Below are 13,792 nucleotides of genomic sequence, written 5' to 3' on the forward strand. Positions count from 1 at the left end.
ATGCCCCGTGGCCGCCTCGGTGCGCCGCAGGGTGCTCGAAGGTGAACGGTTACTTTCACAGACCGATCACATGAGCGAGCTGAACTTTAACAATCCTTCATTCGGGTGTCGACGCGCATTGACTGGCACCCGACCGCGACTTTGATCACACATTTTCCCTACAACCATTTGTCATCGGACGAAGTACACCCCAGGCGGACGGATCACCCGTGGTCAGGGCCCGTGCGCACGGCAAACGGATGGCTCGATTCCGACCAACGGCCGCCCGACGGGGGCTCGTTCGCCTCAGCCCCGGGCGGGGCGCCAGTCGGCGAACACGAGGGCGCCGGGGCGCTCCTCACGGCGGGCGGTCAGCAGCTGCCGGGCGGGCGTGCGGGCCGCCAGCGTGAGCAGCCCGGTCCGGGTCACGGCGGCGGCCGGAGCGTCGTACGACGGCGCCCCGAGGTCCTGCCACCACACTCCCGTGTCCGGCCGCCCCTCGGGGTACGCGCCCACCGCGCAGGTGCCGCCCGCCCCTTGGGCCACCAGGACCGAGTACGCCCAGCCGTCCATCTCGACGCCCCGCACCGCGGCCAGCGGCCCGCTCCCCTTGGCCTCGCCGAGCGGGCAGGGCGCCTGGGCGCCCGGGCGCCAGACGGAGGCCTCGTTGGTGTGCAGGTCGCGGAAGAGGACGGCGCCCGGTTCGGGGGCGGGCGTCAGGGTGCCGGGACGCGCGGCGAACGGCACCGTACGGTCCTCGGTCCAGGCACCGCCCTGCCCCGGGTACCAGCGGACCGTGCGCGCCGTGTCGCGGACCCGGGCGTAGACCTCGACCCCGCCGTGCGGGCCGGTCACCGCGACGAGCTCGTCGGCGACCCGCAGGCCGCTCAGGTGCTGCCACGGCGTCCAGCCGCCGTCGGCCGACTGGCAGCGCCAGCTGATGCTGTGACCGAAGTTGCGCACGAAGACGAAGAGGTTGCCCGCCGCGTCGAAGGCGGCCGCCGGGAACCCGACGGCGCGCCCGCGGCGCCAGTCGACGGCGTTCGGCCCGCCGATCGACTGCCACGGGGTGGGCGGCTCCGAGGTGCGGTACTGCGCCGCGTGCACGACCTCGACGTCCACTCCGCCGTCGTCGCGCGCGGTCCGGCGCAGCGCGAACAGGTGCGGGAAGCCGTGCGGATCGCGCACCACGAGGAGCCCCGGCAGCAGGCCCGGCCCCTCCACGGGCTCGGGGGCGCTCCACCGGCCCTGGGTGTCCTGGTGTCGGCGCACCACCCCGGCGGCCGTCGGCAGGAAGGCGGTCAGCCGGCCGTCGAACCCGGCGGACAGCCAGTTCGCGGGCGCCGGGTAGCGGCGGCAGCCGGCGACGCCCGACTCCGGTTCCGCGTGGGCCCGGTGGCAGTCCACGTACAGCGGCCGCCCCGTCTCCGCCTGCCAGGCCCCGGCCGCGGCCAGGGCACCGACCGCGGTCTCGCCGTGCTCGGCGGGCACGTCGTACGTCGGCATGCCGCTCGCCTGGTCGTACGAGGTGTGCGCGGGGTCGGGGTCGAGCGTGTGCAGCCGCTCCGGGTCGAGGTCGCGCAGGACGTCGAGCAGGGCGGCGACGGTGGCGGGGTCGTCGGTGCCGTCGACGCCCAGCACCCGGGGGCCGCCGAGCACCCGGCAGCCGCGGTCGGCGGCTGCGGTGAGGGCCCTGTCCAACGCCGCCCGGCCGTCCTTGGCGCCCGCGCGCAGACTCACGACGGCGATCTCGGCACCGGCCGCCTCCACCCCGACCAACGGCACGGCGTCCGCGGGCTCCGTCACGACGACGGCGACCACGTGCGTACGACCGCCCCCGGACCCGGCGTCGCCACCGGCCCCGGCTCCGGCTCTTCGGTCCGGCTTACGACTCACGCCCTCACGCCCCTTCGCCCCTCAGGTCCCCCTCGTGCGGGAGCGGTTGCCCGCGTGGTCATATGCGGATCCAGTCGCCGAGTGTCAGTCCGGGGCCGTCGTCCTGGCGGGCCAGGGTCAGCGCGCCGTCGGCGGCCACGGCGAGGACGACGACGCGTCCGAAGGCGTCCAGGGCGAGCACCGGGTCGCCCAGGCAGGCGGTGCCGGTGTCGGTCCACCACACGCCGTACCGCTCGTCCTCCGCGGGGCACAGGCCGACCACGGCACGGCCCTCGGTGTCGCGGTGGGCCAGGACGGTGCACGCGTAGCCGTCGATGGTGGCGGCGAGTGCCGCGTGGCGTCCGTCGCCCGGGCTCCCGCCGACCGGCACGGGCCACTCGCCGGGACGTACGGCGACGACCTGGCCGCTCTGGACGTCGGTCAGGTAGTAGGTCACCCGGCCCGGTGAGGTCTCCAGGCCGGTGACGGACCCGGGCAGCGGCACCACCCCGAGGTCGTGGCCGCGCTCCAGGGCCGCGCCCGGCTGCCGTTGGAACCAGGTCAGGGCGCCGCTCCGGGCGGGGGCGAGGAGTTCGACGTGTCCGGTGGAGGTGGCCACCGCGGCCGGGGTGTCGAGGGCGGCCGCGACCTTGAGGTCGAGCCAGGGCTCCCAGCGGCCCTGGGTGTCCTCGCGGCGCAGGGCGAGGTGGCCGTGGGCGGTGGGGGCGACGACGTACAGGGTGCCGGCCGTGGTCACCGCGGCGGCCGGCATGCCCATCGCCGCCGAACGTCCGGGCCCCGAGAGGGGGTTGCCGACGGAACGCCACTCGCTCATCGGCCGGCCGGCCTGGTACTGGATCGCGTAGACCAGGTCCACGGTGAGCGGACCGTCGCCGCCGCGCACCCGGCGGCCGAGGAGATGCGCGTAGCGGTTGCGGCCCTGGGCGACCGTGAGACGGGTCACGTTCTTGGCGGGCAGAACGTCCGGGCCGAGCCAGTCCGGGCCGCCGGGGCGGCTCTCGGTCCAGCGCAGCACGGCTTGGTCCACGTGTGCGTAGACGACGAGCCGGCCGTCGTGTCCGGGCAGCAGCCACGGTCCGGACAGCACGGCGGGAGACCGGCCGGTGAGGTCCGTGGCCTCGCCGTTCGCCGGCCGTTGCCGTCGTCCGTCGTCACGCGCGGTGCTGGCCCGCATGGTCCGTCGTCGTCCTCTCCACGAACGTGCTGAACGTGCCGCGGCCGGGCCGGGGCCGACCGCCGCGCCCCGATCGGTCAGGCTGATAGGTCAAGACGCAGGCGCATCCTATTTGTTCGGTTCATGTTTACAAATGCATCACGTTACGTGCATGATCGGTCGATCCTCTGCCTATAGTGCGGCTGCCTATAGTGCGGGACTGATCGGGCAGCATACGGACCGGCTTCCCCCCACCCGAGTCCCCACCGCCACAACTACCGCCCTGCGGGGCTCGACCAACAAGGACTCGGACCAGGATGAGCCATGTCTCGACGCCCCAGCGCAGCGACGACTCCGACGCGCCGTCCCCGTCCCGGCGCCGCGGCCGAGGACGCAAGCGGGAGAAGGCCGGTGGCCGCCGTACCGGCCGGAAGATCCTGATCGGCCTGGGCGTCCTCGTCGTGGCCGCGGGCGGCACCGGTTACTGGCTGTACAGCGACCTGAACAACAACATCAAGGGCGTCGACATCGACAAGGCGATCGGTGACGACCGGCCGGAGAAGCTGCCCACCTCCGGGCAGAACATCCTGATCCTGGGCTCCGACTCGCGCGCCGGCGCCAACGCCGAGCTGGACGCGGGCAACGTCTCCGGGGCGCGCTCCGACACCGCGCTCGTGGTGCACATACCCGAGGGCCGCAAGAAGGCCGTCGCCGTCAGCATCCCGCGCGACACCCTCGTCACCCGGCCCGAGTGCACCAAGTCCGACGGCGACAAGGTCGCCTCGGCGAAGCGTGTGATGTTCAACTCCATCTACTCGCTGGCCGGTCCGGCCTGCACGGTCAAGACGGTGGAGCAGATGTCAGGGGTCCGCATGGACCACTACATGGAGATCGACTTCGCCGGCTTCAAGGGGCTGGTGGACGCGATAGGCGGCGTGACCGTCACCCTCGACGAGCCCATCAAGGGCAGCAAGGGCGGCCTGACGCTGGACGCCGGCACCCACAAGCTGGACGGCACGGACTCCCTGAAGTTCGTGCGGACCCGGTACGGCTACGGCGACGGCAGCGACCTCGGCCGCATCGGCCTCCAGCAGAAGTTCATGATCGCCCTGCTCTCCGAGATCAAGAAGCAGGACCTGCTGGGCAGCCCCACCAAGGCGTACAAGATCGCCGACAACCTCACCGAGGCCCTCACCACCGACTCCGACCTCGCCTCCCTCACCAAGCTCACGGAGTTCGGCCGCAGCCTCGACGGCATCGACCCCGCCAACATGGACACGATCATGCTCCCGGTGGCGTACGACAAGGTCGACCCCAACCGTGTGGTGGCCGCCGAGCCCCAGGCGTCGACCCTGTGGAAGGCGATCCGCACGGACGAGACCATCCCCGACTCGGCGAAGAAGTCCCCGGCGACCGGCGGCACTTCCTGACCCGTCACTGAGCACCACCGACCGGGGCCGGGCAGCGACAAGGCTGCCCGGCCCCGGTCGTCCGGTGTGACCTATCGTCGGGTGCATGCTGCCTGAGACGGTGTTCCGGAGCGATGAGCTGCCGTCGGCGGATCGGTTCGACTGCTGGCGCGAACTGGTCAGCCGGACGCATGCTCCGCTGGAGCTGCACAGTGACCACCGGGCGGATTTTCAGGCTTTCCAACGTGTGCTGGCCCTCGGTGCCGTATCGGTGTGGCCGACCACGTTCCAGCCGGTGTGCTTCCGGCGGACGCCGAAGCTGATCCGGCAGTCCGACCCCGAGGGGCTGCACCTCTCCCTGCCCCTGAGCGGGCCGCTGCGCGCCGTCCGGGGCGAGGAGGAGACCGTGTACGGTCCCGGCAGCCTGTACGTCGTCGACACCTCCCGCCCCGTCGACGTTCACGGGGGTGACGGCTCAAGTCCCCACACAGGAGTGGGGATAGAAGTCCCCAAAACCCTGCTGCCGCTGCCCCGGGACCAGGTCGACGAGGTGGCCGGGCTGCGGTTTTCCACGCGGGAGGGATTCGGCGCCCTGCTGGCACAACTGGTCGGCCAACTGGCGCGAGACACCAGTTCCTACCAGCCCGCCGACGGGCCCCGACTGGGAATGGTCGTCGTCGACCTGCTGTCCGCGCTGCTCTCCCACGCCCTCGAAGCCAAGAGCTCGCTGCCGCCGGAAACCCATCGGCAAACCCTGCTCTTACAGATCCAGGCGTTCATCCAACGCCACCTGCACGACCCGGAACTGAGTCCCCGCATGGTCGCCGACGCGCACCACATCTCCGTGAGCTACGTGCACCGCCTCTTCCGGTCCGAAGCAGAGACGGTCGCCGCCTGGATCCGCCGCCGGCGGCTGGAACGCGCCCGTCACGACCTTGCCGACCCGGCCCAGCGCGCCACCCCGGTCTACGCCATCGCCGCCCGCTGGGGCTTCCCCCTGGCCGCCGACTTCAGCCGCGCCTTCCGAAGCGTCTACGGCATGCCGCCCAAGGAATACCGTCTGGTTCAGTCGGATCAGTCGTAGTTCGGATCAGTCGTAGTACTGGACACTCAGCATTTCGGGATCATCCTCGGTACCGATGAAGAACTCCGCACGATTGTTGTCGCCGTCCACATACGCGTCGATATTGCGGAACGTGTAACAACCGCCGTTCCGGACCTCCGCCACCAGCTTGTCGTCATGGCCCTTGTCGCTCTCCTGGAGCTCGTAGAACGACGATTCGGAGCTGGAGGTGAAGATGCACGCCTTGAAGGCACCGCCGCTCGACTTCACCGCCTTGGTCCTGTACTGGCTGTCGTAGTAGACATCGTGGCGGCCCAGGTTGTCCCACTCGCCGGCGCCGGCCTGAGCGGGCTGCGCGACGGACAGGGAGAGCGTGGCCGCCGTCACCGCAATACCTGACACCGTAAATCGATTACGCAGCTTCATTCGGCCTCCCTCGGTTCTGAATTCCTCTCCACTGTTTCAGGGGCTTTTGGCTGCTGTCCTTAGCGACGTGTGGACAAGTGCTTAACGCAGCGTCGACACGCGAACAGCTCGCCCTCTCACACTTCCTGCCAGGCCGTCAGCGCCAGGCCCGGCTCGTTCTTCCGTCGGGTGACGCGGAGTTGGCCGGTCGACGGGGAGAGGGTGGCGGCGACCACGCGGTCGTCGGCGTCGAGGGCCAGGCACAGCTCGGCGTCGCCGGGCAGTTGGGGGCCGGACTCGGTCCACCAGGCGCCGGCGTCCTCCTGTTCGGTGGGGTACGCGGCGAAGGCGACGCGGCCACTCGCCGAGCGCTGGGCGAGCAACGTGCAGTCGTGGCCGTCGAGTTCGCAGCGGATCGCGGACACGGGCCCGGGCCCGGCCGACGCGAGGACGGGGACGGGCTTGGTGCCGGGACGCCAGGCGCACAGATCGCCGGAGTCGTCGGTGAAGAAGAGGGTCGTGCTCTCGGCGGACGTGGCCAGCGCACGGAGCGTGCCGGGTCGGATCGCCGCCTCCATCGCCTCCTGAAGCACCGGCGGGGTCCCCGGCTCCTCCTGACACCAGTGCAGAATCGCCCCGGGCACGGCCGCGTACAGCTCGACCCGCCCCGACTCCCCCGTCACCGCCGCCAGGCCGTCCTGGACGTCACGCCCCTTCAGGTCGCGCCAGGGCCCCCAGCCGCCCTTCTCCTTCTGACCGAGCATGCTGACGCCGCCGCCCCTGTTGGGGACGAAGACGTGCGCCCGCCCCTGCGCGTCCACGGCGACCGCGGGCGTACCGGTGCGGTCGCCCGTCCGGTTGGGGTGCCCGACCGGGCTCCAGTCCAGCGCCGCGAGCCGGGGACGGAAGTGGGTGGAGTGCACCAGGCCCGACTCACGGGGCACGGTCGGCCGCCAGCTGACCAGATGGGCGTAACCGTCCGCGCCCTGACCGATCGCCAGGACGGGGTGGAGCTTCTGGTCGCCGCCCACCTTCCGGGGTGCGTCCCAGGGGCCGCCGGGTGCGTGCTCCGCCCGGCAGACGACGGCGTCGTCCGCCGGCAGATAGACACTGAGCAGCCCGTCACGGCCGCGTATGAGCCAGTCGCCGTTCACCGGATTACTTTAAGGGGTCCTTGCACTATGCCCGCGGCCCGCACCCCGGGCGCCGACCGACCAGACACATCGACATACCGATGCCGGAAATCGCGATTCCTATTGGTCCACCGATGGGGCGTGCCCCTACCGTCGAGGGCAGCGACCACACGCACGACAAGCAGGAAGCTGACGAACATGACCGACAAGCTCACCGTGAGCGTGCTGGGCACGGGCATCATGGGCGCCGCGATGGCCCGCAACCTCGCCCGCGCCGGACACACCGTCCGCGCCTGGAACCGCAGCCGCGCCAAGGCCGAACCGCTGGCCGCCGACGGCGTGCACATCGCCGCCACCCCCGCCGAGGCGGTCCACGGCGCCGACGTCGTCCTGACCATGCTCTACGACGGTGACGCCGCCCTGGACGTCATCCGGCAGGCGGCCCCCGAACTGCGCCCCGGCGTCGCCTGGATGCAGTCCACCACCGCCGGCATCGACGCGATCGGCGACCTCGCCGCCCTCGCCCGCGAACACGGCCTGCTCTTCTACGACGCCCCCGTGCTGGGCACCCGTCAGCCCGCCGAGGCCGGTCAGCTCACCGTCCTCGCGGCGGGTCCCGTGGAGGGCCGGGACACGGTCACGCCGGTCTTCGACGCGGTCGGCGCCCGTACGGTGTGGACCGGCGAGGACGGCGCGGCCGGCACCGCGACCCGGCTGAAGCTGGTCGCCAACAGCTGGGTCATCGCGGCGACCGCGGCGACCGGCGAGGTGCTGGCCCTGTCGCAGCCGCTGGGTGTCGCCCCGGAGTCCTTCTTCGAGCTGATCGCCGGCGGCCCGCTCGACATGGGCTACCTGCGCGCCAAGGCCGGCCTCGTCCTCGACGACCGGCTCACCCCCGCGCAGTTCGCGGTGGCCACCGCCGCGAAGGACGCCCGGCTGATCGTGCAGGCCGGCGAGCGGCACGGGGTGCGCCTCGACGTGGCCGCGGCGAGCGCCGAGCGCCTGAGCCGCGCCGCCGCGCAGGGACATGCCGACGAGGACATGGTCGCCGCGTACTTCGCCAGCTTCGACGAGCCGCGCACGGCCGACTGACACCTCCGGCGTGACACCCTTGCCCCATGGACGACAACACTCCGCTCCTCGTGATCGTCGACGGAGCGAACGTCGTCGGGTCGGTGCCCGACGGCTGGTGGCGCGACCGACGAGGGGCCGCGGAGCGGCTGCGGGACCGGCTGGCGGCGCACGGACTGCCGGGCCACTCCGGTCCCGTGGAACTCGTCCTCGTCGTCGAGGGCGGGGCCCGCGGTGTGGATTCCGTGCCCGGCGTCCGCGTCGAGTCCGCGCCCGGCAGCGGGGACGACCGCATCGTCGAACTGGTCGCGGACGCCCGCCCCGCCGGGGGCCCCTGCCTGGTCGTCACCGCCGACCGCGAACTGCGCCGCCGGGTCACGGAGTTGGGGTCGGAGGTCACGGGGCCACGCGCGGTGCGCGGCTAGCGGGCCTCTTCACTCCCCCGAAGCCAGCCGCCACAGAGACGTCGTCTCCGCCGCGCGGGCGGCATGCAGCGGGTCGCTGGTGTCGCGGGCGCGCGGATGGCGCGGTGCGGCGTCGATACGGTCCGCCACCCGCAGCCGGGCCGCCTCGAAGGCGCCGAGCAACTGTCCGCGCGTCCGCAGCCCGAGGTGCTCGGCCAGGTCCGACAGGACGAGCCAGCCCTCTCCGCCCGGCAGGAGGCGGTCGGACAGCTCTGCGAGGAAGCCGTGGAGCATGGCGCCGTCGGGGTCGTAGACGCCCTGCTCCAGGGCACTGCTCGGACGGGCGGGAAGCCAGGGCGGGTTGCACACCACGAGCCCGGCCCGCCCCTCGGGGAACAGGCAGGGGCCCACCACGTCGACCCGGCCGGACAGCCCGAGCCTTTGGACGTTGTCCTCGGCACAGGCGAGGGCCCGGGGAGCGATGTCGGTCGCCACGACACGCCGTACGCCCCGGCGGGCCAGCACCGCCGCGAGGACGCCGGTCCCGGTGCCGAGGTCGAACGCCGTGCCGGGGCCGTGCCGCAGCGCCGGGGGCAGCGGCGCCCGCGCGACGAGGTCGACGTACTCGCCCCTGACCGGTGAGAACACGCCGTAGTGCGGATGGATCCGGGCGCCCAGCGCCGGTACGTCGACTCCCTTCGTACGCCACTGATGGGCGCCGATCACCCCGAGCAGTTCCCTGAGGGAGACCATCGAGGGTCCCGTCGGCGGGCCGTACGCCTGACGGCAGGCCTCGCGGACGTCGGGGGCCCGGCGCAGGGACAGGGTGTGGTCGTCCTCCAGGAGGACCAGCAGCCGGCCGAGGACACGGGCGCGGTGCCCGCGAGCGCGGCGCTCCAGATGGAAGGCGTCGGCGAGGGTGGCGCCGGGGCGGGACGGTGTGCGGTCGGTGCGGCGGCTTATGGCCGCGAGCAGGCGGCGGGCGTTGTGGTAGTCGCCCCGCCAGAGCAGGGCGGTGCCCTCGCGGGCCAGGCGGTGGGCGGTGGCGGCCTTCGTACGGTCGTCGGCGAGGACGGTCCGGCGGGGCGCGGGGGTGCCGTTCTCGGAGTGCCAGCGGGCGGAACGGGGGGTGTGGTCCTCGGTCCAGTGGAGAGTGGACACCACGTACTCCTCGTGGTCGTGAGTGCAGTGACACGAAGAGCACTTCGACGGGACGAGAAGCAGGCGCGACCGCCACCCGACCGGCTGAGCGGGTCGGGCGTGAGGGAAAGAGGGCTGGTGGCGGCTACCGCGTCCGCGTCGAAGCGCGGGAGCGGCGGTCGCCGAGAACCATGCCGAGTGTCATGACCGGCCCTTTCCGGGATACGGGGTCGCGGGTCGGCAGCCTAGTGCACCCGCGCCCCTGCACATGGTCCGGCCCCGTACGTCCACGCCGGAGCGTGACGCACGGGGCCTGGAAGCAGGGCCGGTCGGTCAGCTAGGAGGCGGTGCCGTCCGGGGGGCCGTTGACCCCGGCGGCCATGGTCTCCTCGTGCCGTCCGAGACGGCTGTGGGAGCGGCCGTAGAGGAAGTAGACGACGAAGCCGACCACCATCCAGATGCCGAAGCGCAGCCAGGTCTCGGCCGGCAGGTTCAGCATCAGCCACAGGGAGGCGCACACCGACAGGATCGGGATGACCGGAACCCAGGGGGTGCGGAAGGCGCGGGGCAGGTCGGGGCGGGTGCGGCGCAGGACGATCACGCCGATCGCGACGACGATGAAGGCGAACAGCGTGCCGATGTTCACCAGCTCGGCGAGTTCGCTGAGGCTGGTGAAGCCGGCCAGGATCGCGATGAGCACGCCGAGCAGGATGGTCGGCCGGTGCGGGGTCTTGAACCGGGGGTGGACGCGGGAGAAGAACCGGGGCAGCAGTCCGTCACGGCTCATCGCGAAGAAGACCCGGGTCTGGCCGAGGAGCAGGATCATGCAGACGGTCGTCAGGCCGACGGCGGCGCCGAAGCTGATGAAGCCGGCGAACCAGGGGTGCCCGGTGGCCTTGAAGGCGTCGGCGAGCGGGGCGCTCACGGACAGCTTGGTGTAGTGCTCCATCCCGGTGACGACGATCGACACGGCGACGTACAGGACCGTGCAGATGACCAGGGAGCCGAGGATGCCTCGGGGCATGTCACGCTGCGGGTTTTTGGTCTCCTCGGCGGCCGTGGCGACGACGTCGAAGCCGATGAACGCGAAGAAGACGACGGAGGCGGCGGTGAAGATGCCCATCACGCCGAAGTTGGAGGGCGCCCAGCCGAACATCAGCTGGATGAGCGGGGAGTCGAGACTGCTGCCCGCCGGCACTTCCTGCGCCTTCGGGATGAACGGGTCGTAGTTCTCGCCGTGGATGAAGAAGGCGCCCGCGATGATCACGGTGAGGACGACGGTCACCTTGATGGCGACCACGACGGAGGTGACCCGCGCGGAGAGCTTCGTGCCGATCACGAGGATGACGGTCAGCACCAGGACGAGGGCGGCCGCGAGGATGTCGAAGCCGAAGCCGTCGGCCCCCTCTCTCCCGCTGAGCGACGCCGGCAGGTGCCAGCCGGCGTTGTCGAGGAGCGAGGCGATGTAGCCGGACCAGCCGACGGCGACCACCGCGGTGCCCAGCGCGAACTCCAGGACCAGGTCCCAGCCGATGATCCAGGCGGGAAACTCACCGATGGAGGCGTAGGAGAAGGTGTACGCCGAGCCGGCCACCGGGACCGTGGAGGCGAACTCGGCGTAGCAGAGCGCGGCGAGCGCGCAGGCGACCCCGGCCGCGACGAAGGCCAGGGCGACGGCGGGGCCGGCGTTGTCCTTGGCGACCGTGCCGGTGAGGACGAAGATGCCGGTGCCGATGATGACGCCGACGCCGAAGACGGTCAGGTCCAGCGCGGACAAGGACTTCTTGAGCGCGTGTTCTGGCTCCTCGGTATCGAGGATGGACTGCTCGACCTTCTTCGTCCGGAAGAGGGTGCTGCTCACGGGTCTACCTCCCACGCTTGTCGTCCTCGACATGATCGAGAGGGGGCGTACTGCGTATGCCCCGGCGCGGGCGGATTCACGCAAACGGGCCGGTCTCGCCACTGCAAAGAGTGGCGGGACCGGCCCATCCGGACGTGCCGTGTCGCGTCAGTCGCGCGCGGGCTGCACGGAGTCGACCTCGGCGGCCGTGCTTTCGAACCTGCCGTCCAGCTTGGAGACCAGGCCGGTGACCTGGCGGGCGATGTCGGGGGCGGTCAGACCGATCTCCGCCATGACCTCGGCGCGGGAGGCGTGGTCGAGGAAGCGGGGCGGGATGCCGAAGTCACGCAGCGGGACGTCGACGCCCGCGTCGCGCAGGGCCTGGGCGATCGCCGAGCCGACGCCGCCGACGCGGGAGTTGTCCTCGACGGTGACGACCACCCGGTGCCGCTCGGCGAGCGGGGCCATGGCCTCGTCGACGGGCTTGACCCAGCGCGGGTCGACGACGGTGGTGGAGATGCCCTGCTGGTCGAGCAGGCCGGCGATCTCCAGGCACATGGGCGCCAGGGCACCCACCGACACGAGAAGCACGTCGGGCCGGTCCGTCCCCGGTTCGCGCAGCACGTCCATGCCGCCGACACGTCCCACGGCCGGTACGGCGGGGCCGACGGCGCCCTTCGAGAAGCGCACGACGGTCGGCGCGTCCTCGACGGCGACGGCCTCGCGCAGCTGCGCGCGCACCTGGTCGGCGTCACGCGGGGCGGCCAGCCGCAGCCCGGGCACCACCTGGAGGATCGACATGTCCCACATGCCGTTGTGCGAGGCACCGTCGGTGCCGGTGACACCGGCGCGGTCCAGAACGAAGGTGACCCCGCACCGGTGCAGCGCCACGTCCATCAGCACCTGGTCGAAGGCACGGTTGAGGAAGGTGGCGTAGACGGCGAAGACGGGGTGCAGCCCACCCGTCGCCAGGCCCGCCGCGGACACCGCGCCGTGCTGCTCCGCGATGCCGACGTCGTAGATCCTCTCCGGGAAGGCGTCCGCGAACTTCTTCAGGCCGACCGGCTGCAGCATCGCCGCCGTGATCGCCACGATGTCCTCGCGCTCCTTGCCGAGCCGGACCATCTCGTCGCCGAAGACGGAGGTCCAGTCGGCGCCCGAGGCCTTGACCGGCAGGCCGGTGTCGGGATGGATGGGGCCGATGCCGTGGAAGCGGTCGGCCTCGTCCTGGAGGGCGGGCTGGTAGCCGCGGCCCTTCTCGGTGAGGCAGTGCACGATGACGGGGCCGCCGAACCGCTTGGCCCGCGCGAGCGCCGACTCCAGCGCCTCGATGTCGTGCCCGTCGATCGGCCCGACGTACTTCAGCCCGAGGTCCTCGAACATGCCCTGGGGCGCGATGAAGTCCTTGAGCCCCTTCTTGGCTCCGTGCAGCGTCTCGTACAGCGGCTTTCCGACGACCGGGGTGCGGTCGAGGATGTCCTTCGTACGGGCGAGGAAGCGCTCGTAGCCGTCGGTCGTGCGCAGCGTCGCCAGGTGGTTGGCGAGGCCGCCGATGGTCGGGGCGTACGACCGCTCGTTGTCGTTGACGACGATGACGAGCGGGCGGTCCTTGGCCTCGGCGATGTTGTTGAGCGCCTCCCAGGCCATGCCGCCGGTGAGGGCGCCGTCACCGATGACGGCGACGACGTGGCTGTCGCGTTCGAGCAGCTGGTTGGCCTTCGCGATGCCGTCGGCCCAGCCGAGGACCGTCGAGGCGTGGCTGTTCTCGATGACGTCGTGCTCGGACTCGGCCTGCGAGGGGTAGCCCGACAGGCCGCCCTTCTTCTTCAGCTTGGAGAAGTCCTGACGCCCGGTGAGCAGCTTGTGCACGTAGGACTGGTGACCGGTGTCCCACAGCACCCTGTCCTTCGGCGACTCGAAGACCCGGTGCAGCGCGATGGTGAGCTCGACCACGCCGAGGTTGGGGCCGAGGTGGCCACCGGTCTTGGAGACGGCCTCGACCAGAAAGCCCCGGATCTCCTCTGCCAGCTGGTCCAGCTCCTCCAGGCTGAGCCGGTCCAGATCGCGCGGTCCCCTGATGCGGGTCAGCATCGGCACCCCGTGCCTCCTTGCAGTAGAGCTGTTCGAGCATTCGCCGGGCTCGTCGAGTCTAATGTTTCCGACGGCACGACAATGCCCGGCACCCATGGGGTACCGGGCACAGTTCTTTCAAGCGGGCGTGACTGCAGCACCCTCAGGGGCGCGGGGAACTGCGCGACCAGCCACAACGGACCGGCACCCGCAATACCACCGCACCCCC

At 71.7% G+C, this 13,792-nt stretch carries 11 protein-coding genes; 4 read left to right on the top strand and 7 right to left on the bottom strand.

Features of this window, described 5'->3' with window-relative positions; all coding sequences use genetic code 11:
• Nucleotides 1–285: 285 nt before the first annotated feature.
• Nucleotides 286–1,875, bottom strand: coding sequence for a hypothetical protein (locus ACFYWX_RS28660; RefSeq protein ID WP_389427000.1), 1,590 nt, complete (start codon nt 1,873–1,875; stop codon nt 286–288).
• A gap of 58 nt (nt 1,876–1,933) precedes the next feature.
• Nucleotides 1,934–3,049: a hypothetical protein gene (locus ACFYWX_RS28665; RefSeq protein ID WP_389427001.1), complete on the bottom strand. Its 1,116-nt coding sequence runs from the start codon at nt 3,047–3,049 to the stop codon at nt 1,934–1,936.
• 296 nt (nt 3,050–3,345) lie between these two features.
• On the opposite strand from ACFYWX_RS28665, the gene ACFYWX_RS28670 reads away from it, so the two are divergent.
• Nucleotides 3,346–4,458, top strand: coding sequence for an LCP family protein (locus ACFYWX_RS28670; protein ID WP_389427002.1), 1,113 nt, complete (start codon nt 3,346–3,348; stop codon nt 4,456–4,458).
• Nucleotides 4,459–4,543: 85 nt separating this feature from the next.
• Nucleotides 4,544–5,521 (top strand): helix-turn-helix domain-containing protein, encoded by a 978-nt coding sequence (locus tag ACFYWX_RS28675; protein WP_389427003.1) that lies wholly within the window; start codon nt 4,544–4,546, stop codon nt 5,519–5,521.
• A gap of 6 nt (nt 5,522–5,527) precedes the next feature.
• Here ACFYWX_RS28675 and ACFYWX_RS28680 read toward each other — a convergent pair whose 3' ends face one another.
• Together ACFYWX_RS28680 and ACFYWX_RS28685 are read right to left on the bottom strand one after the other, a co-directional pair.
• Nucleotides 5,528–5,926 carry a hypothetical protein gene (locus ACFYWX_RS28680; protein WP_389427004.1) on the bottom strand — a complete coding sequence of 133 codons (399 nt, stop codon included), beginning with the start codon at nt 5,924–5,926 and terminating at the stop codon, nt 5,528–5,530.
• Nucleotides 5,927–6,042: 116 nt separating this feature from the next.
• The gene (locus ACFYWX_RS28685) at nt 6,043–7,059 is read right to left on the bottom strand and encodes a hypothetical protein (RefSeq protein WP_389427005.1); all 1,017 of its coding nucleotides are present in this window, start codon (nt 7,057–7,059) and stop codon (nt 6,043–6,045) included.
• A 177-nt stretch (nt 7,060–7,236) separates the two neighbouring features.
• Between ACFYWX_RS28685 and ACFYWX_RS28690 the strand changes: the two genes are divergently transcribed.
• A complete protein-coding gene (locus ACFYWX_RS28690) occupies nt 7,237–8,130 on the top strand; it encodes an NAD(P)-dependent oxidoreductase (RefSeq protein ID WP_389427006.1) in 894 nt (297 codons plus the stop codon).
• Between the two features lie 26 nt (nt 8,131–8,156).
• Entirely contained in the window at nt 8,157–8,534 is a 378-nt protein-coding gene (locus tag ACFYWX_RS28695) for an NTP pyrophosphohydrolase (protein ID WP_389427007.1), read from the top strand.
• 9 nt (nt 8,535–8,543) lie between these two features.
• Here ACFYWX_RS28695 and ACFYWX_RS28700 read toward each other — a convergent pair whose 3' ends face one another.
• The 3 genes from ACFYWX_RS28700 to dxs form a co-directional block, all read right to left on the bottom strand.
• Nucleotides 8,544–9,674: a methyltransferase gene (locus ACFYWX_RS28700; protein WP_389427008.1), complete on the bottom strand. Its 1,131-nt coding sequence runs from the start codon at nt 9,672–9,674 to the stop codon at nt 8,544–8,546.
• 316 nt (nt 9,675–9,990) lie between these two features.
• A complete protein-coding gene (locus tag ACFYWX_RS28705; RefSeq protein WP_389427009.1) occupies nt 9,991–11,514 on the bottom strand; it encodes an amino acid permease in 1,524 nt (507 codons plus the stop codon).
• A 147-nt stretch (nt 11,515–11,661) separates the two neighbouring features.
• A complete protein-coding gene (dxs, locus tag ACFYWX_RS28710; RefSeq protein WP_389427010.1) occupies nt 11,662–13,590 on the bottom strand; it encodes a 1-deoxy-D-xylulose-5-phosphate synthase in 1,929 nt (642 codons plus the stop codon).
• Nucleotides 13,591–13,792: the final 202 nt, after the last annotated feature.

Source organism: Streptomyces sp. NPDC002888, assembly GCF_042888465.1.
GTDB lineage: Bacteria > Actinomycetota > Actinomycetes > Streptomycetales > Streptomycetaceae > Streptomyces.